This is a genomic window from Mesorhizobium sp. M0854 (assembly GCF_040319815.1).
Taxonomy (GTDB): domain Bacteria; phylum Pseudomonadota; class Alphaproteobacteria; order Rhizobiales; family Rhizobiaceae; genus Mesorhizobium.
The window spans coordinates 349,534-367,418 of sequence record NZ_JAMYOL010000003.1 but is presented as its reverse complement, the minus strand read 5'-3'; the positions used below and the strand labels follow the sequence as shown (position 1 = coordinate 367,418).

The 17,885-nt window shown below is 60.5% G+C and carries 11 protein-coding genes and 1 pseudogene; 2 read left to right on the top strand and 10 right to left on the bottom strand.

Going from position 1 to position 17,885, the window contains the following annotated elements; translation table 11 throughout:
- Positions 1-6: 6 nt before the first annotated feature.
- The 8 genes and pseudogenes from NKH99_RS07545 to NKH99_RS07510 all read right to left on the bottom strand — a co-directional run bounded on the left by NKH99_RS07545 (position 7) and on the right by NKH99_RS07510 (position 12,328).
- The gene (locus NKH99_RS07545) at positions 7-1,992 is read right to left on the bottom strand and encodes a glycoside hydrolase family 127 protein (RefSeq protein ID WP_353013406.1); all 1,986 of its coding nucleotides are present in this window, start codon (positions 1,990-1,992) and stop codon (positions 7-9) included.
- Between the two features lie 28 nt (positions 1,993-2,020).
- Positions 2,021-2,878, bottom strand: a complete 858-nt coding sequence (locus tag NKH99_RS07540) for a carbohydrate ABC transporter permease (protein ID WP_023674366.1) — start codon at positions 2,876-2,878, stop codon at positions 2,021-2,023.
- The gene (locus NKH99_RS07535; protein WP_352452309.1) at positions 2,878-3,807 is read right to left on the bottom strand and encodes a carbohydrate ABC transporter permease; all 930 of its coding nucleotides are present in this window, start codon (positions 3,805-3,807) and stop codon (positions 2,878-2,880) included. The genes NKH99_RS07540 and NKH99_RS07535 overlap by 1 nt, the downstream gene beginning before the upstream one ends.
- Positions 3,808-4,179: 372 nt before the next feature.
- A complete protein-coding gene (locus NKH99_RS07530) occupies positions 4,180-5,433 on the bottom strand; it encodes an ABC transporter substrate-binding protein (RefSeq protein WP_352873973.1) in 1,254 nt (417 codons plus the stop codon).
- A gap of 83 nt (positions 5,434-5,516) precedes the next feature.
- Positions 5,517-6,578 carry a LacI family DNA-binding transcriptional regulator gene (locus NKH99_RS07525; protein ID WP_352873975.1) on the bottom strand — a complete coding sequence of 354 codons (1,062 nt, stop codon included), beginning with the start codon at positions 6,576-6,578 and terminating at the stop codon, positions 5,517-5,519.
- A gap of 316 nt (positions 6,579-6,894) precedes the next feature.
- Positions 6,895-8,304 (bottom strand): DUF6600 domain-containing protein, encoded by a 1,410-nt coding sequence (locus tag NKH99_RS07520; protein WP_353013403.1) that lies wholly within the window; start codon positions 8,302-8,304, stop codon positions 6,895-6,897.
- Positions 8,305-8,508: 204 nt separating this feature from the next.
- Positions 8,509-8,731, bottom strand: a pseudogene (locus tag NKH99_RS07515) (LacI family DNA-binding transcriptional regulator); the annotation flags it as partial.
- Between the two features lie 111 nt (positions 8,732-8,842).
- Complete coding sequence (locus NKH99_RS07510) at positions 8,843-12,328, bottom strand: P-loop NTPase fold protein (protein WP_353013399.1); 3,486 nt, start codon at positions 12,326-12,328, stop codon at positions 8,843-8,845.
- Between the two features lie 609 nt (positions 12,329-12,937).
- Here NKH99_RS07510 and NKH99_RS07505 point away from each other — a divergent pair.
- Positions 12,938-14,668 carry an adenylate/guanylate cyclase domain-containing protein gene (locus NKH99_RS07505; protein WP_353013397.1) on the top strand — a complete coding sequence of 577 codons (1,731 nt, stop codon included), beginning with the start codon at positions 12,938-12,940 and terminating at the stop codon, positions 14,666-14,668.
- Between the two features lie 224 nt (positions 14,669-14,892).
- Entirely contained in the window at positions 14,893-15,429 is a 537-nt protein-coding gene (locus NKH99_RS07500; RefSeq protein WP_353013395.1) for a dihydrofolate reductase family protein, read from the top strand.
- 168 nt (positions 15,430-15,597) lie between these two features.
- On the opposite strand, the gene NKH99_RS07495 is transcribed toward NKH99_RS07500, so the two are convergent.
- Both NKH99_RS07495 and NKH99_RS07490 read right to left on the bottom strand, forming a co-directional pair.
- A complete protein-coding gene (locus NKH99_RS07495; protein ID WP_352770851.1) occupies positions 15,598-16,461 on the bottom strand; it encodes a patatin-like phospholipase family protein in 864 nt (287 codons plus the stop codon).
- Entirely contained in the window at positions 16,458-17,816 is a 1,359-nt protein-coding gene (locus NKH99_RS07490) for a M16 family metallopeptidase (RefSeq protein ID WP_353013568.1), read from the bottom strand. Before NKH99_RS07490 ends, NKH99_RS07495 begins: the two co-directional genes overlap by 4 nt.
- Between the last annotated feature and the right edge of the window lie 69 nt (positions 17,817-17,885).

The window sequence follows — 17,885 nt, the reverse complement described above, 5'->3', positions numbered from 1 at the left end:
CCCAGCCTACTCCGCGCTTCTCAGCCAGACCAGCATCTCGCCGGGATCGCGGTTGTCCCAGGCAAAGTACGGCACGGCGGTGATTTTCGCGCCCTCGAGCGCCGGCGGTTCGGTGCGGTAGAGCCCCTCTTCCCAGTTTTCGAAAGCCTCCTTTTTGGCAATCGCCGAAAGTGTCACAACGCCGCCCAGAAGGTTCGGCTGCTGATGCGCCTCGATGTCGGCCGTGCGCGGCAGAGCGATGCGGTGCAGCTGGCTGGAATTGTCGGTCTCCTCGACGCAATAGATCAGCGGGCCGCGCGCCAGTGCGACGCGGCCGATATCCTGCCGCACCTGCGGGTTGGCGTAGAGGCGGTCGACGGCCATTTCGAGGTCGAGCTCGACGCGGTCGCCTTTGCGCCATTCGCGGCGGATCGCGGCATAGCCGTCGCTGCTGATGGCAGCCAGATCGACATCGGCGCCGTTGACCTTGAGCGCTGCCTTGCGGCACCAGGCCGGCAGGCGCAGGTGCAAAGTGAACGCGGTCGGAGCTTCCGGTTCGACAGAGATCGAGACCGCGCCGTCCCAGGGATAGTTACTGGTCTGGGTGAGCTCTATTTGCCGGCCCGCGATATCGAAACGAGCCGTGCCGTTTCCATAGAGATGGACGGCGAGTGCGTCGTCCGACAGGCCGTAGAAATAGCTGCCGATCGAGGCGACCATGCGCCCGACATTGGGCGGGCAGCACGGGCAGCGGTGCCATTTCCAGCGGTGGTGGGCGCCGCGGCTTTCGAGCGGATTCTCGTAGAAGAACAGCGAGCCGTCGAGCGACAAGCCGGAGATCGAGCCGTTGTAGAGCGCCCGCTCCATGATGTCGGCGTAGCGCGCATTTGGACCCATGCCGAGCATGCGACTTGCCCAGAACACCAGGCCGACCGAAGCACAGGTCTCGGCATAGGCGGTGTCGTTGGGCAGGTCGTAATCGGCGGTGAAACCCTCATTGTGCGATGACGGCCCGAGGCCGCCGGTGACGTAGAGGTTCTTGGTCATGAGGTCGTCCCACAGCCGGTCGAGCGCCACCCGCAGCGTGTCGTCGCCATATTCGGTGGCGATGTCGGCCATGCCCGAATAGAGATACATCGCCCGCACCGCATGGCCGACGACCTTGTCCTGCTCGCGTACGGGCTTGTGCGACTGGTTGTATTCGTAAGTCTTGAAATGATAGGCCTTGGGGTCGGCGCCGCGGGCGCGCGCCTCCTCGTCGAAATAATGCGGCTCAAGCCCGCGCTGATCGATGAAATATTTGGCAAGCTCCATGTATTTGCGCTCGCCCGTCACCCGCGCCAGTTTGACCAGCGCCAGCTCGATCTCCTCATGGCCGCAATAGCCCTTCTTCTTGCCGGGCTCGGGACCGAACGTCTCGGCGATATGATCGACGTAGCGGCACATGATGTCGAGCAGCTTGCGTTTCCCCGTGGCCTGGTAGTAGGCGACGGCGCCTTCGATCAGGTGGCCGGCGCAATAGAGCTCGTGGCAATCGCGCAGATTGGTCCAGCGCAGGCCGGGCTGGATGCGCTGGTACCAGCTCGACAGATAGCCGTCGGGCTGCTGCAGCTTTCCATACATGTCGATGACGGCATCGATCTTCTTCTCGAGCTCGTCGTTGCGGCGGCGATAGAGCGAATAGGCGGCGGTCTCGATGGTCTTGCCCCAATCGGAGTCCCAGAACATCTGCGTCGTCACCGTCGATCCGGTGAACTCATTGCTGGCGGTGGCCGCCTCGTCCGGCGACGGTGAGTGGAACGGAATGACGACGCCGGGCGATGGCCGGTCCGGGTCGATCTGCTCGAGCATGCGCGCCTCGACGCAGCGGTCGTAGAGGATGCCGGCGGTCTTTGAGGCGACGGCATCGACGCGGTCGCCCCAGAAGCCGCGCACATCGACCTGCGGCACGGGCAGCGGGCGGAAGGCGAGTTTCGGCTTGGCGCCCTGACTGGCGGATTGCGATGCGGTCATCAATTTACTCCCGTTCGATTTCTTGTGGTCACTTCACGGCCCCTGCCATCAGGCCGCGGATGTAGAAGCGCTGCAGCAGCAGGAAGAGCACCAGGCACGGCACCATCATGACGGTGACGCCGGCCTGCACGGCACCCCAGTCGATGGCGCCGAAGCGGCCGGACTGCAGCGCCGTCATCATGATCGGCAGCGTGAATTTCGACTGGTCCGTCATCAGCACCAGCGCAGCCAGAAACTCGTTCCAGGCGCCGAGGAAGGCGAACAGCGCGATGGTGACGATGCCCGGCCAGACCAGCGGCAGCATCACCCTCAACAGCATGGTGACGTTGTTGGCGCCGTCCATGCGCGCGGCCTCCTCGATCTCGCGCGGCACCGCATCGAAGGCGTTGCGCATCATGAAGATCGAGAACGGCAGCTGCAGCGTGACGTAGACGCAGACCAGCCCGGTCAGCGTGTTGTGCAGGCCGATCTTGGTCAGTACCAGGAAGATCGGCGTCAGGATCGACTGGAACGGGATCATGATCGTCGACAGGATGACGACGAACAGCAGGTTCTTCAGCGGAAAGCGGAAGCGCGAGAAACCGTAGCCGGCGAGCACGCTGACGATCACCGACAGCACCACGGTCATGACCGAGACGTAGATGCTGTTTTGCGCCGGCAGCCAGAGGCCGTCGCCAAAGGTGTTGAGCGTGGCGTAGTTCTCGAGCGAGATGCCGCTGGTCGGCCACGGCGGCAGCGGCGGCTGGCGCGCCTCCTGCGCCGGCTTGAAGGCCGAAAGCACCGTCCAGGCGATCGGCGCCAGGAACAGTATGGATGCGATGATGCCGGTCGAGTGCTCGGCGATCTGCATGCCGATGCGGCGTTTGCGGGTGCGAGCCTGCGCCATCAGTCGACCCCTTCCGGATTGCGCAGCAACCGCAGCTGGATCAAGCTGAGCGCCACCAGGATGACCAGCAGGACCATCGACAGTGCCGCGCCATAGCCGAGCTTGAACGACACGAAGGACTGGTTGAAGATCCAGTAGACGGCGGTCAGCGTCTGGTTGCGCGGGCCGCCGCGCAGGATGATGTAGAACTGGTCGAAGGCGAGGATCGAGCCGGCGACCGACAGGATCAGCGCCAGCGCCAGCGTGCGGCGCATCAAGGGCAAGGTAATCGCCCGGAACCGTGCGAATGGCCCTGCCCCGTCGATCATCGCCGCTTCCTGCAGATCCGGCGGGATCGACTGCAGGCCGGTCATCAGGATGATCATGGTGAAGCCCGCCACCTTCCACACCACCATGGCGATGATCGACCAGAAGGCCGGCTGGAAGGTCGCCAGCAGGTTGAATTTCTTCTCGGTCAGGCCGAGCTCGAAAGCGGCTGGGCTGAACAGGCCGGAATCGACATTGAGCAGCCACGACCACAAAAGGCTGGCCGAGGCGAAGCCGATGACCGCCGGCATGAAGAAGGACGTGCGGTAGAAGCCGGTCAGCTGCCGCGGCCTTTCGATGAACAGCGCCAGCGGAAAGGCGACGGCGAAGATCGCGATCGTCACCACCACCGTGTAATAGCCGGTGAATTTCAGCGCGTTCCAGAAGCGGGTATCGCGCAGGATCGCCCAGTAATTGTCGAGCCCGATGAAGCTATGCGCGCCCATCAGCGGCCAGTTGTGCAGCGACATCCAGGCGGTCATGCAAAGCGGCACGATGAAGAAGACGACGACAAGCGCGACGGCCGGCGCGACATAAAGCAGGCCGATCCACTGCCGGCGGCCGGCGCCGACCAGTTTGTATGCGCGCGCTGGCGCGGCGGTGGTTGCTGTGATGGTGGTCATCGCTGGCCTTCTCCTTCTCCCCTTGTGGGAGAAGGTGGATCGGCGCGAAGCGCCGAGACGGATGAGGGGTGTTGGAAGGAATGCCGTCCGAGCCAAGCTGGAGCACCCCTCATCCGTCGCCTTCGGCGACACCTTCTCCCACAAGGGGAGAAGGGGGAGCCAACGTTGCGACGGCGTACTGTGATGGTGCTCATGCCTGTTGTTCCATTGGCGGGACGTCCCCCTCCCCCTTGAGGGGAGGGTCCGGCCGAAGGCCGGGGGTGGGGTCCTCCGCGAAGCGCGCCGACGGTTCTTTCTGTCGGCGCACTGCCGCGATGACCCCACCCGGACCTGCGGTCCGACCTCCCCTCGAGGGGGAGGTGGGCGCCGGCGCTACTTCTGCGGCGCCGAATCGATGATCGACTGCATCGTTTCCTGCGCGTTGGCGATGGCGCCGTCGACGTCTTCGCCGAAGAAGACCTCGTTCATCATCTGGTTCCACGGACCGTTGGCCGAGTTGATCAGGTCGTTGAACACCACCGAATAGGGCGTGCGGCCCTTGGCCATGGCCTCTGCGGCGACCTTGTAGCGCGGGTCGAGATCCTTCAGCGCCTCATTGGCGATGTCGCCGCGCACCGGCAGGCTGCCGTATTTCGCCAGGATGGTCTGGCCCTCGAGCGAATAGGCGAAATCGAGGAACTCCTTGACCACCGCGACCTTGGTGGTGCCCTTGGTGACGACGAAATTATCGCCGCCGGCAAACGACGACCAGCCGCCATCCTTGCCGGGAAGGAAGGTGATGCCGTAGTCGATGTCGGGATATTGCGTGTTGAGCGCGCCGATGGCGAAAGCGCCGGACGGCGAGATGCCGATATTGCCGGTGGCGAAGGCGGCAAAGAAGTTGGAGCCGGTGTCGGTCTGCGCGCCTGAAGGCACCAGGTCCTTCTTGACCATCGAACGGTAAAGGTCGATGGCGCCGCGCATCTGCGGGGTGTCCAGCGTCGCCTTCGAGCCGTCCTCCGTCAGGATGTCGCCGCCCGAGGCCCAGATCAGCGGCGTGAAGGTGAAGATGTTGCAGCCGCCGCAATTGCCGGAGAAGTAGAAGCCCTTGATGTCGCCGCCGAGCGCATTGACCTTTTCGGCGTCGGTTTCGATTTCGGCCCAGTTGGTCGGGCCCTTTTCCGGATCGAGGCCGGCCTGCTTGAACAGCTTCTTGTTCCAGATCAGCACCGAACTATCGGCCGAGAACGGCAGCCCGTAGATGCGGCCCTTATAGGTGCCGGTCTTGACATGCGCCGGCGACAGGCTGGCGAAATAAGGCAGCGATTTCGCCCAGTCGGTGATGTCTTCGAGCTGGCCGGCGGCGGCGAAGGACGGCGTGTAGATCAGGTCGAGCGACAGCGCATCGGGTGCCGTGCCACCGGCGGCGGCAGCGCCGTATTTCGGGATGATTTCGGCGTTGGGGATGATGTCGAGCTTGATCTGGTTCTGATGCCCCTTGTTGAAGGCATCGACGATGCGCGGCATGAAGTTCGAGCCGTCGGCGCGCACCCAGATGTTAGCGGTGTCAGCGGCGGCCGTCCCGACGGTTGCCAGCGTGCCCAAAATGCTCGCGGCGATGGCGAGCCCGGTAATGGTGGTTCTCATGCTTCTCCTCCACATGGTTTTAATTTAGCGTCTTAATTTAGCCGCGCCCCCAAGCGGGTGACTATCGACACGGCCCGTTTCGTTCAGCCGTCCGGCGGACGGCCGCATGACTGACGCACCACCAGCCGGCACGGCAGTTTTCTGATGCCCGGCAAAGCGGGTTCGCCGCCGACGAGCGAAAGCAAGGCAAGGCCGGCCTCGCGGCCAAGTGCTGAAAGGTTCATGTCGACCGAGGTCAGCGGCGGGCGGGTTGCCTCGGCGACGATCTGCCAATTGTCGAAACCGATGACGCCGACCTCGTCCGGCACGCCGATACCGCGCTCGCGCAAAGCGTCGATGACGCCGCGCGCGATCTGGTCGTTGCCGCAAAACACCGCATCGGGTTTTTCGCGCGTGCCGTCGAAACCCTCACCGTCGAACAGCTTCTTGACCGCCTCGTGGCCCCAGGCCTCCGACCACGGGCCGAGCAGCGGCTCCATGACGGGCAGGCCGTTCTCGGCCAGTACCTCGCGATAGGCCTCGGCGCGGGCATGCACCACGGCAAAGCTTGCGGGACCGGTGACATGGGCGATGCGCCGGCGCCCAAGCCGGCAAAAGTGCTCGACCGCCAGCCGCGCCCCGCCGGCATCGTCGGAGACGAAGGCGATGGCGCCGGGATCCGGCTCGGTAAAGGCGTAGATCGCCGGAATGCCGAGATTGGCGAGGTCGACCGGCAGATGGCGATCGATGCGCTTGCCGGTGGCGATGATGCCGTCGACGCGCTTGTCGAGCATGGCATCGACATGCAACTGGGCAAGGCGTGGGTCGTCCTCGACATTGCACAAAAACACCGAGACGCCGGCATCGACGAGCGCATCGGAAACGCCGGCCATCAGCGGCAGCGAAAAGCGGCCATAGGTGTCGTTGGTCAAAAGCCCGACGGTAAAGGAGCGCCGCCGCAACAGGCTCTGCGCCAGGCTGTTCGGGCGAAAGCCAAGCCGCTGCGCCGTCTCGCGAATGCGCGTCCGCGTCTCGGCAGTCATCCGCCCCTGCCCGTTCAGCGCTTTTGAGGCGGTGGCGACGCTGACGCCGGCGAGTGCCGCCACCTCACGGAGGGTGACCGGCTGCTTGGCAGAAACAGGCGTTGGCTGCGCGTCGGACGCCATGATTTGGATATCGATCCTCCCATTTGAGAAAAGCTTTTCTCTTATCGGCCTGCGAGCCGCTGAATGGTGAAGTCAGCGGATGCCGGCAGAGTTGGGAAAAGGTTTTCTCAAAAGGAAGATTAGGGGAACGATGCAAGGATGGCAAGAGGGAATGGCCTGGTTACAGGCATGCTCGGCAGTCAACTACGACTCGCTGCCCTGGGTCCAGGATCTGCCATGGCGGCCCGAAGGAAAGAGGGCGAGCAGCTTTGGCGTGCATTGCCGTTCAGCGGGCACCGCGACCGAATAATCGCGGTGCCGCAGTCTACCCGCAGAACTAGCAGTTCTCAGTCTGTGGATCGCACGCCTTGTTTTTCTGTTTCTGTGGCTTGGGCTTGACCGCCTGCTCGGGCTCGGCCTGCTGCTGCTCGGCCGCTGGCTGCTCCTTGGCCCTCCGCTTCTCAGGCTTGGCAGCCTGCTCCGGCTCAGCCTGCTGCTGCTCGGCAGCGGGCTGCTTCTTGGCCTTCCGCTTCTCAGGCTTGGCCGTCTGTTCGGGCTCGGCCTGCTGCTGCTCGGCGGCGGGCTGCTTCTTGGCCTTCGGCTTCTCAGGCTTGGCCGCCTGTTCCGGCTCGGCCTGCTGCTGCTTGGCGGCGGGCTGCTCCTTGGCCTTCCGCTTCTCAGGCTTGGCCGTCTGTTCGGGCTCAGCCTGCTGCTGCTCGGCGGCGGGTTGCTCCTTGGCCTTCGACTTCTCAGGCTTGGCCGCCTTGCCGGGCTCGGCCTGCTGCTGCTCGGTGGCCGGCTGCTCCTTGGCCTTCGGCTTCTCAGGCTTGGCGGTTTCTTCGGGCTTGGCCTGCTCGGTCGTTGCAGCGCCTTCGGTCGGCTTCGATTTCCGGCCAGCCTGAACCTGCTTCACCTCTTCGATGTCTTTGAGCTTAGCTGGTTTGGCCTTAGGGTCGGCTTTCACCTCGCCCTCAAAGACAGCGACCGTATCGTTTTCCAGTTTGCCGGACTGCTCGGGCGCGTCGGTCTTGCTGACCTTGACGGCAGTCACCTTCTGGTTCGTCTCCTTTTCGATCACATCGACATCAATGACTTTGTTGATCACCAAATTGTTCTGGATCGTCACGTCGCCGGCCGGTTCGGCCGCCTCGACAATGCGCACAAACTCCGGCTCATCACGAATAACGACCACAGAAATGTCCGCGGCAAGGAATTCGCGGGTGGGGACCACAACCCAGTAATAATCCGGCGTCGTGTCGAAGGTCACCTCGATTGAAATCAAATCCGGATCGCGGCGGGGCGGCAGCGGCGCCCAAATGATGTGCTCTCTGTCACGACGCCAACTCACCCATGCTGGCGCCCAGCGAGTGCCCGGAACCCAGTACCAGCCGATATCGTCGGCATAGCCCCACCGGCCGTAATGGTACGTCGCCCAGCCGAATGGCTCGTCGGATATCCACAGCCAGCCATACTGCTCGGTATAGGCCCAGTGTCCAACGGTATACGGACGCCAACCGTCAGGTACATCAACCGGCACGAAAACGGTCGCTCCGTGATACGAGACCCAATCACCATAGGAAGACAGGTCTTCGTAGAATGTGCTGATCGAAACGGTGGTGGCAGCCTTTGCCTCGGACACAGGCGACAACGGCATGATCGGGTTGGGAATCTCGACGACCGTGAGCAGACAGGCGGTTACGCCGCCGAGCATCAGTCGCACCGCATGGTGGGCAAGGACGCGTTTCATCGTAATCTTCCTCCGAAACAGATCGCCCTTCATCCTACAAACCCGCCGGCTGCCGGATTGTTCCGCTTTGCTGACGCTATCCGCATCCCCTCCCACAACGGCTTGGCATCGCACGATGATATTTGGGATCAGAGTTGCTTAATGAGGGCGGTGACCGTCACAAATGCGCGCCGAAGGCGCGGCGATAAGTGGTTGGTCAGCGGGCCCGACGGTAAAGGAGCCGCCGCAACAGGCTCTGCGCCAGGCTGTTCGGGCGAAAGCCAAGCCGCTGCGCCGTCCCGCGAATCCGGGTCCGCGTCTCGGCCGTCATCCGCCCCTGCCCGTTCAGCGCCTTTGACGCCGTGGCGACGCTGACGCCGGCGAGTGCCGCCACTTCACGGAGCGTGACCGGCTGCTTGGCGGGCGTTGGCTGTACGTCGGACGCCATGATTCGGATATCGATCCTCCCATTTGAGAAAAGCTTTTCTCTTATGGCCCGGACGGGTGCTGGATGTGAGGTCAGCGGTGCCGGGTGGTCTGGGAAAAGGCAACAATCCGGCTATGCAGCTTCCTCTTCGTCGTCCCTGCCCGTTCCCCAAATTATGTCAAACAGTGATTTAGCTTTCCGCTTGCCGTGTAGGAGCTCGCCAATCTGCCTACTCCAATCCCGGTCGGAACCTGAATTAGAGAAAACGCCCCATGCACCTTTAACCTTTTCTCTGGTGCTTTCCTCCGAGTGCCTTATGAAGTCGGCTACCTTCGTCCGTCCAAGGCCGGCAAATCCTCTTAATATCTTGCGATTGTCTGCCTCCAACGCTGCGCACAAGATATATCGAATCAGATTGTCCTTCTCCTGGCGCGAAATCCTTTCTCCCACGTTCAGCAGCTGATCCATAATTCGTGGGAAAGCGGCTGTCGCGACAGTGAGCGTTGTCGTAGTCACGTCTTTCAAATCCTCCCGCAGCTTCCGAAAAATGTCGGAATGGAAGTCTTTGTCGATAGCATCGAGCAACAGGTCGTAGTCCAACGCTGCGTCTACAATGACAACACGTCCCGCAAGTACACCGAGTACAAATTCCGAGAAAGCTACGCGAAAAGCAGGGTCGAGAGACACATAACCTGATGTCGAGATCTTTTCCAGCAACGTGCGCGCCACATGGTCTCCTCCTGCCAGATGCGTGCTCCACTCGTTCGCCGGCACCCCCGTAAGCAAGTCTGCTATCCTTTGATGAAAGAGCCGCCACCGAACTCCGTCGCTCTGAAACGAAGCACGCACCACTTCAACAGGACATTCATCAAGTTTGACTTTGGAAATTTCTTCGTCGCGAATTTGCGAGTCAAAGCGGTTCAATACGGACTGGATCTCGTCGCCAACAGAGAGGGCCACAACGCCATAATATTTCAGAAGGTTCGCGAGATTTATGGACGGAAGATTGCCGGAAACAAACGCAACTCTAATTATGCTGCGAAGTAGCTGATCATCCGGCGCGGAAGAAGCAATCCCCAACCAATCAGAAATCACCCGCGCATTTTTTGCAAGGGTTGCAACCCGTATGTACTGATCATCGGTTAATTCAGCGCCTCCGTCGAATATGCCCTTAAACCAAGCGTATTCCTCCGAATTCTCCTGGATCCGTTGACCATTTGCTGCCCGGCGTGTTGGCATCGGGAGGCCTGCTGATCTGTAACTTAGGAAAGCAAGGAATACTGTGCTCGCCAGGGCAACATCGCCTTTGTTCTCACTTATGCCCTGCCCAATATTTTTGTAGAATTCAGCACTCCCGAACAAGGACGCAATGTCTACGTCATCGCGACGGGCGCTTGGCAAATATGTAACTATTTCAGCCAGCAGGTCCATCTGAGACTTATAGTCATCGAATTCTGTTACGTCGACCGCAAGTAGCGGCCCTCGCAGTGCGTTTGCGATCGATACCCAGGCTTCATCTTTTAAGAGCGAGGTCGACTTGAACTCTGAAAATGCTTTTCTTGCCGCATCAGGATAGTCGACAGCGAGGGTCTCCAACAATGGTTCACCTGCAGGTAAATCTAGTTTACCTGGTTTGAAAAGAGCGAGTGAAAGTTTTACGTCCGCTACATTCGCGGCGACGCCGAAAAGGAAGTTCGGCTCGGACGGAGGTGGCAGAGCCGACATCGACTCTCCCAAAACTTTTTCCCGCTCCTTGCTTTCAAGCGCGCGACGGATTCCACCAATGAAAGTGGCCCAGTTGCGGCCCATTTCGATACCGAGATCCTTGCCGTCCAACGACGCCAACCCGCACTTTAGGATACGCGAAGTCAACACAGGCAGTTCGTCAACAGTGCACATATCGAAAACGCGAAATAGCGGTGTGTACCGTCGTTCCGAAAGATCAACCAACCTCAAATCCCGGAACGCCGAAACTATCGACCTCGAAAAATGTCTCGTTGCGTCTCCGGAGTAGACTGCTGCCAAGTCCGCGAAATTACTCACGACAGCGCCGAATTCACCACTGGTCTGCCATTCCTTGACGTTGTTCTCGACCACGTCGCTCACGCGAAGATCGAAACCCGGTGACTTCGAAACTTCGATCAGCTCACTTGAGCCCTGGACTGCCGCAGACTTGATCCTTTCGTCAAGAAGAAGCTGGAACGCTAGATTTGGCTCAACGTTAAAAATCATCGCTGCGAGATTTCTATCAAGATCTAAGTCCGCCGCTAACGCACGCAGCCGATCATCAACAAAAGACGGCTGATTTAGGGCATCTGGGGCTTCTTCCAGGGCATCTTGATATGCAATGTAAACGGCTACTGTTGGAAGGCCAAAACGCCCTTCGTGAAGGACATACATTCCAGTCAACTCATTTATGAACGCTATGACTTGACGCGGGGTGGCGTTGCCATTTTCATTTTTTAGGATTCTGTTGAATATTAGATAAACGCGAAAAAGATCGTCGGTTTCCGTAATATCCGGCAGAGCCTTGTTTATCTTCTCATGAAAGAATTCCCGAGAATTTGACATTACAGGTGGCGCAACCACAAGAATTTCGTCGAATGTCTTTGAAAATATTTCTCTATTGCTTAGGGACGAGATTTCAGACTGAGGTTTTCTCTTATCGTGCTTCTCCTCCCTTATCCTGTAGCCTCCCTCAATTAGGCGCCGGTCGTATGGCACTATGGCGGTCACGGGATTTTTCGCTCCCGAGTTTCTCGATAGCGGGCCGCGGGAAAAAACGGCGCGGACGAGCGCCCAGTATTCGTTGATTTCCTTCTTTGGGAGTCGGTCGATGTTGTCGAGAACGATGATTACGCGTGACTTGTCAGATTGAATTACGGAGAGGATTTCACGAAGAGTACTCTGAAACTCGAAATCATTCGGATCTGTCTCGCGGATATGCTGAGTTATCTTTTGATCCTCGTATTGTTTTGCACTAATCAGAAGCGTTTGTGATAATGCGTCACGAAAACTAATTCTGTCATGAGAGTGACCGAATCTCCACCATGCTCTGCAAAACGCAACAGCAAGAAACGCAAGCATAAAAATGAATGGCCACGAGCGTAAAAAAGCGCCAGCGTCAAAAGCTGATTTTGCCCAAAAATAATATACGGGAAGAAGCGGTATCAAGAGGACTACACATATTCCATACCAGTCGAGCATGGATCGGTTCGTTGATTGGATCTCGCGAACCTTTCCTTTTACCTTCCGCTCTATTTCCTCAAGCAAGCTATCCTCTTTGGGAAAGGTCGCCCTTGCCCAATCGAGAAAATGCTCGAGAAATGAACGACGAAAAGATGAACCTTGGGATTGCCATATGTCAAAGGTAAAGAAGCTGTGGTGAACGCCGCCACGAGTACCTTTCTCGGTCAGCTTTCGCCGTGCGATCTCCACCACGGTGGACTTTCCGCTTCCCCAGGGACCATCCAGCCCGATCGCACGATCGTCACCTCGGAAATTCGTTATCGCAGATGCGAGAGCTTCAGCCGTCCGTTCATGACCCTTGCCATGGAACTGATCTTCCCTGGAGGGTTCATCGATGAGGATTTCACGTTTTATTTGATTAATAGCCATTCCAAAAACCAACTAACGAGTGATCAAACGTTAACCTATGGCATAATCACAAAAGATTTCATTAGTTTTCTACCCCCTGGCCTCAGGTTCCGGCTCGCATCTGATATTCTCAAAAACAACAAAGCGCCGCGCTATTTTCACGGAGCGGTTCGCCAGCGCCATCCGTCCTCCGACCATCAGGAACCCACCATGCCAAACTCATCATCGCCGAATTCATCAGCGTCGATGGCATCGCCGAGGTCGAGAAGCTGCCGGGCGTGACCTGGAAAGATGAGATGCAAAATTCAAGGAGGACGAGCTTGCCGACAGCGGCGCTATGCTTCTGGGGCGCACGACCTATCAGATTTTTGCCGGCTCGTGGCCCAAGGAAACCGGAGACTTCGCCGACCGGTTCAACGCGCTGCTGAAATATATCACCTCGACGAGCTTGACGCCGCGCGGATCCCTCCCGCGATTGATGCGATCGAGTTCGCAGCCACCTGGCGGAAGGCGGAAGGTTTGATCCGCCCTTTGTCGCTGCTGCGGTAGAAGACGTCTTGATTCAGCCACAAGCCCAAATTGCTGGATTTGGCAACCCAGGAAGGATAGGCTTGATTTTTGGTTCAAGCGATGGAACAGAGACTAGCCGCAATTCTGGCTGCCGATATGGCGGGCTACAGTCGGCTGATGGAGGCCGACGAATCCGGCACGCTCGCACGCCTTCGGACCCATCGCATAGAACTGGTCGATCCCGCCATCGCGAAGAATAAGGGCCGGATCATCAAGACCACCGGAGACGGCATGCTCGTTGAGTTCCAGAGCGTGACCGATGCCGTGAAATGCGCCGTGGAAATCCAACAGCGCATGAAACGGCGCAATTCGGATGTGCCGCAAGAACGGCGTATCGAATTCAGGATCGGCATAAATCTCGGCGACATCATTTTCGACGATGAGGACATTTTCGGCGACGGCGTCAATATTGCCTCGCGTATCGAGCAACTCGCCGACGTCGGCGGTATCTGCGTGACCGCAGCGGTGGCGACCCAAATTGCCGACCGTCTCGAAATTGCCATGGAGGACCTGGGCGAGAAGACGTTAAAGAACATCAGCCGCCCGGTTCGCCTCTATCGCGTTGGGTTTGACAGTCCTGCCCTGCCAGAAGTCGAGGCGAAGCGATCCATCTCGAAACCTTCGATAGTGGTGCTGCCATTCACCAACATGAGCGGCGACCCCGAGCAGGAATTTTTCGCGGACGGACTGACCGAGGACATCATCACCGAACTGTCCCGCCACCATGAGCTGTTCGTCATCTCGCGCAATTCCAGCTTCGTCTACAAGAACCGCGCCGTGAATGTGCGCGAGGTGGCCGAGAAACTCACCGTCCAATACCTGGTGGAGGGAAGCGTCCGCAAGATCGGCGACAGGGTGCGCGTGACGGTTCAGCTCATCGACACGGCGAATGACGCTCATATTTGGGCAGACAAATATGACCGGAAGCTGGACGACATATTCGCGATTCAGGATGAGGTGACCGCGGCGATCGCAGCCACGCTGCCCGGTCGTGTCGAGGCGGCTCAGCGGGACCAGCTCGCGCGGGCGAAACCTGCAAACATGGCCGCGTATGAATGTGTGCTTGCTGCCAAGGTGCTGCATCACCGAAGCACGGTTGCGGATAATGAACGCGCGCAAACCTTGATAGAAAGGGCCGTCACGCTCGACCCCGATTATGCCCATGCCCATGCCTGGCGGGCCTGCATTCTTGGCCAGGCCTGGGTCCATAACTGGTGCGAAGACAGGGACGCCGTCTGGAACAACATCATGGCGGCGCTGGACAGGGCGCTGGCGCTGGACAACAACGATGCCGATGTCCATCGCATTCTCGCGGCCGTGAACGTGAACAACAATGAGTTGACCACAGCGCGCTACCATCAAGAGCGGGCGCTGGCCCTCAATCCCAATTACGACCTCGTGGTGGTGCAGCAAGGCGAGTTATTGACGTGGCTCGGGAGGCCGGAAGAGGGAATTGAATGGATCCGCAAGGCAATGCAGTTGAACCCGCACCACCCGGAGAGGTTCTGGAGCCATCTGGGAAAGGCGCATTTCGCCGCGCGCCAGTATGGCGAGGCGATCGAAGCTTTCATGCATCTGTCAACCATGGACTCGGCTCAGCACGCTTTCGCCGCTGCCTGCTACGGCTGGCTCGGCGACGAAATCGCGGCCGCGGCGCATCTAGGCAAGATCAGAACGCTCGATCCCCAATTCGACCTCGATTCATTTATCGCCACCCTGCACTATGCCCAGGAGTCTGATGTGCAGCACGTCCGCGAAGGACTGCTGAAAGCCGGAATTGCCAACCTGTAGGCAGCCGGTGACTACGACCCAGATCCAATCGGCAAAAAAGACCGGCCCCCGATGCGGACCTTGTGGCATGACCGAACGACGGGCAGGTCGGAGAAGCTTTTCCCACGGTATCGGTCTTTGGAAGCGAACAGGGAAAACCCTCCCCCTGAAAAAGCGCCGCGCTAGTTGACGGCGCATGTCGCATAAGGCCCGCGCCATTCGGCCCTGCCAGAAAGGAACCCGCCATGAGAAAACTCATCATCACCGAATTCATCAGCGTCGATGGCATTGCCGAGGTCGAGAAGCTGCCGAGCGTGGCCTGGAACGATGAGATGCAGAAGTTCAAGGACGACGAGCTTGCCGACAGTGGCGCCATGCTGTTGGGGCGCACGACCTATGAGATCTTTGCCGGCTCGTGGCCCAAGGAGACCGGAGATTTCGCCGACCGGTTCAACGCGCTGCCGAAATATGTCGCGTCGACCAGCTTGCAGGCGCTGGACTGGCAGCCGGCCGAGCTGCTGCAGGGCGCGTTGCCGGACGCGGTCAGAGGGCTGAAGCAAGGCAGCGGCGGCAACATCTATGTGCATGGCAGCCTCAGCGTCGCGCAGGAATTGCTGCGCCACGGCCTGGCCGACCGCATCAGGCTGCTCAGCTACCCCGGTGCCGTCGGCCAGGGCAAGCTGCTGTTCCCGCCCGGCGCGCAATTGCCGCTCGAGCTGATCTCGGCCAGGCAATTCAGCAACGGCGTGGTGGCGCTGGAGTATGCGGCTGGGAAGTCGTGATGAGCCAATCTCCCCCCTTGAGGGGGAGATGCCCGGCAGGGCAGAGGGGGGCGGTTCGACCGGGCTCGGCTCCTCTCTTGCGGCAGTGGGGTGGTTGGCGCATTACGCGAGACGACCCCCTCTGTCGCCTTCGGCGCTCCCCCTCAAGGGGGGAGATTGGCAGCGCCCCTACACCGTCCGCTGCCTGCCCTCGACCGCAGCGTCTTCCCGCGCCTTCAGTGCCTTCTCGATCTCGCGCTTCAGCTCGTCCTTGATCGCCACCGTCTCTGCCATCAGCGCCTCGACCTTCATGAAATCGAGCACCCGGTATTTCGAAACGGCCGGCCGGATCAGAATGTCGGGCCGGCTCTGGTTCAGCTTGCTGGCGATGATCGACTGCATCATCAGCTGCGTGGCGCCGAACATCAGGTCGACGGAGGTCGGGAATTTGCGGCCGGCCTCAGTCGGCGCGCCGACCACGTCGACGGCGATGATGATGTCGGCGTCGAGCTCGATCAGGTCGAACGGCACGGGATTGTAGATGCCGCCGTCGATCAGCAGCCTGCCGTCGCGCATCACCGGGCGGAACACCGCCGGGATCGCCGCCGAGGCGGCCAGCGCCGAATGCAGCTCGCCTTCGTCGAACACGGCGAGCTTGTGGCCATAAAAGTCCGTTGCCGTCACCTTCAGCGGTATCTTCAATTCGGCGAAGGTCTCGGGAATGGCGTCGGGCAGGAACGCCTTGAGGATGCGCTCGACATTGAACTGGCTGACCCGCAGGCCGGCCTGCATCGCCTCGGCAAAAGTGCCGGGCCGCGCCCGCCACATGCGCGTCGCCACTTCGGCGCGGCGGCCGAGGATCGAGCGCGTATAGTCGTGGATGTCCTTGCCGGTCATGCCCGAGGCCATGCCGGCGCCCATGATGGCGCCGATCGACGAGCCGGCTATTGCTGCCGGCCTTATGCCCAGCTCGTCCAGAGCCTCGATGACATGGATATGCGCCAGCCCACGCGCCCCGCCGCCGCCAAAGGCGATGCCGAAGCTAGGGCTCATCCCTTGTCGGCCGCGCCGAGCTTCGGCCCGACCACCATGACGGCCGGCTCGGCGGAGAGCAGCTTTTTCGCCACCGCTTTCACCTGGTCCAGCGTCACCGCGTTTATCAGGGCGGCGCGGCGCTGCATGTAGTCGATGCCGAGCTTGCCGAGCTGGATCTCGAGCAGCGTTGAGGCGATCGCGCCGGAGGAATTCAGATTGTTTATGGCATAGGCGCCGATCATGTATTTCTTGGTCGCCGCCAGCTCGGCTTCGGTCGGCCCCTCCTCGGCCATGCGCTTGACCACGTCGCGCACCACGGCCAGCGTCTCGGCCGCCCTGTCGGCGCGGGTCGAGGTGGTGATGGACAGCGCCTCGGAATGCTGGTGGTCGACGAGGTCGGAGCTGACGCTGTAGGCCAGGCCGCGCTTCTCGCGCACCTCGTCGAACAGCCGCGAGGTGAAGGTGCCGCCGCCGAGGATCTCGTTCATCAGCACCGCGGCGAAAAAATCCGGCGCATTCCGCTTCACGCCGGGATAGGCGAGTTGCAGCGAGGCCTGCGGCTGGTCGTAAACGACCTCGAGCTGCTGGCCGAGCTTCAGCTCGATGTCGGGAACGGGCGTCAGCGCCTGCTTTTCCGGCAGGCTGCCGAACACCAGGTCGAGCTTCTGCTTCAGCGTCTCGGCGTCGATGGCGCCGACCACCGCGACATGCAGGCCGTCGCGGGCGAAATTCGCCTTGTGGAAGGCGGCGAGATCGGCCGGCGTGATCGTCGCGATGCTTTGCCTGGTGCCCTGGTCGGGCCGCGAATAGGGATGCCTGCCGTAGATCGCTTCCAGCCATTTGCGTTGGGCGAGCGTATCGGGATCGCGCTCGTTGGCGATGATGCCGGACAGGATCTGCGCGCGGATGCGGTCGATCGGCACTTGGTCGAAGCGCGGCTGGTTGACTGCCACGCGCAACAGGTCGAAGGCGCCGTCGCGCTGGTCGGCCAGCATGCGCATCGAGCCGTAGATGCCGTCGCGCTGCGCCTCGAAGCTCATCTCTGCACCGACGTCGTCGAGCTTGATCTGGAAGGCCTCGCTGTCGAGGTTGCCGGCACCTTCGTCGAACAGGCCGCTCATCAGATTGGCAAGCCCTTCCTTGCCGGGCGGGTCCTGCGTCGCGCCGCCATCGAAAACGAAGCGGATAGCGACGATCGGCACCGAATAATCCTCCACCAGCCAGGCGGTGATGCCCTTCGACGAGGTCACCTCCTGGATGTTCATGGCGGCGCGAGCGGAAAGCGCCGGCAGGAGGAGAAAGACGAGGGAGAGAATGAGGGTGGCCAGAAGAGGGCCGGCGCGCCAATTGCCAAGGTCGGCGCCGCCCCTCATCGCCCTGCCGGGCACTTCTCCCCGTATAGTGACGGGGAGAAGGGGCTGGCCGCTGTCCCGGCGCTCGCT

Coding starts and splice junctions, on each gene's coding strand:
- NKH99_RS07545 (WP_353013406.1), bottom strand. CDS start 1,992: ATGACCGCATCGCAATCCGCCAGTCAGGGCGCCAAGCCGAAACTCGCC.
- NKH99_RS07540 (WP_023674366.1), bottom strand. CDS start 2,878: ATGGCGCAGGCTCGCACCCGCAAACGCCGCATCGGCATGCAGATCGCC.
- NKH99_RS07535 (WP_352452309.1), bottom strand. CDS start 3,807: ATGACCACCATCACAGCAACCACCGCCGCGCCAGCGCGCGCATACAAA.
- NKH99_RS07530 (WP_352873973.1), bottom strand. CDS start 5,433: ATGAGAACCACCATTACCGGGCTCGCCATCGCCGCGAGCATTTTGGGC.
- NKH99_RS07525 (WP_352873975.1), bottom strand. CDS start 6,578: ATGGCGTCCGACGCGCAGCCAACGCCTGTTTCTGCCAAGCAGCCGGTC.
- NKH99_RS07520 (WP_353013403.1), bottom strand. CDS start 8,304: ATGAAACGCGTCCTTGCCCACCATGCGGTGCGACTGATGCTCGGCGGC.
- NKH99_RS07510 (WP_353013399.1), bottom strand. CDS start 12,328: ATGGCTATTAATCAAATAAAACGTGAAATCCTCATCGATGAACCCTCC.
- NKH99_RS07505 (WP_353013397.1), top strand. CDS start 12,938: ATGGAACAGAGACTAGCCGCAATTCTGGCTGCCGATATGGCGGGCTAC.
- NKH99_RS07500 (WP_353013395.1), top strand. CDS start 14,893: ATGAGAAAACTCATCATCACCGAATTCATCAGCGTCGATGGCATTGCC.
- NKH99_RS07495 (WP_352770851.1), bottom strand. CDS start 16,461: ATGAGCCCTAGCTTCGGCATCGCCTTTGGCGGCGGCGGGGCGCGTGGG.
- NKH99_RS07490 (WP_353013568.1), bottom strand. CDS start 17,816: ATGAGGGGCGGCGCCGACCTTGGCAATTGGCGCGCCGGCCCTCTTCTG.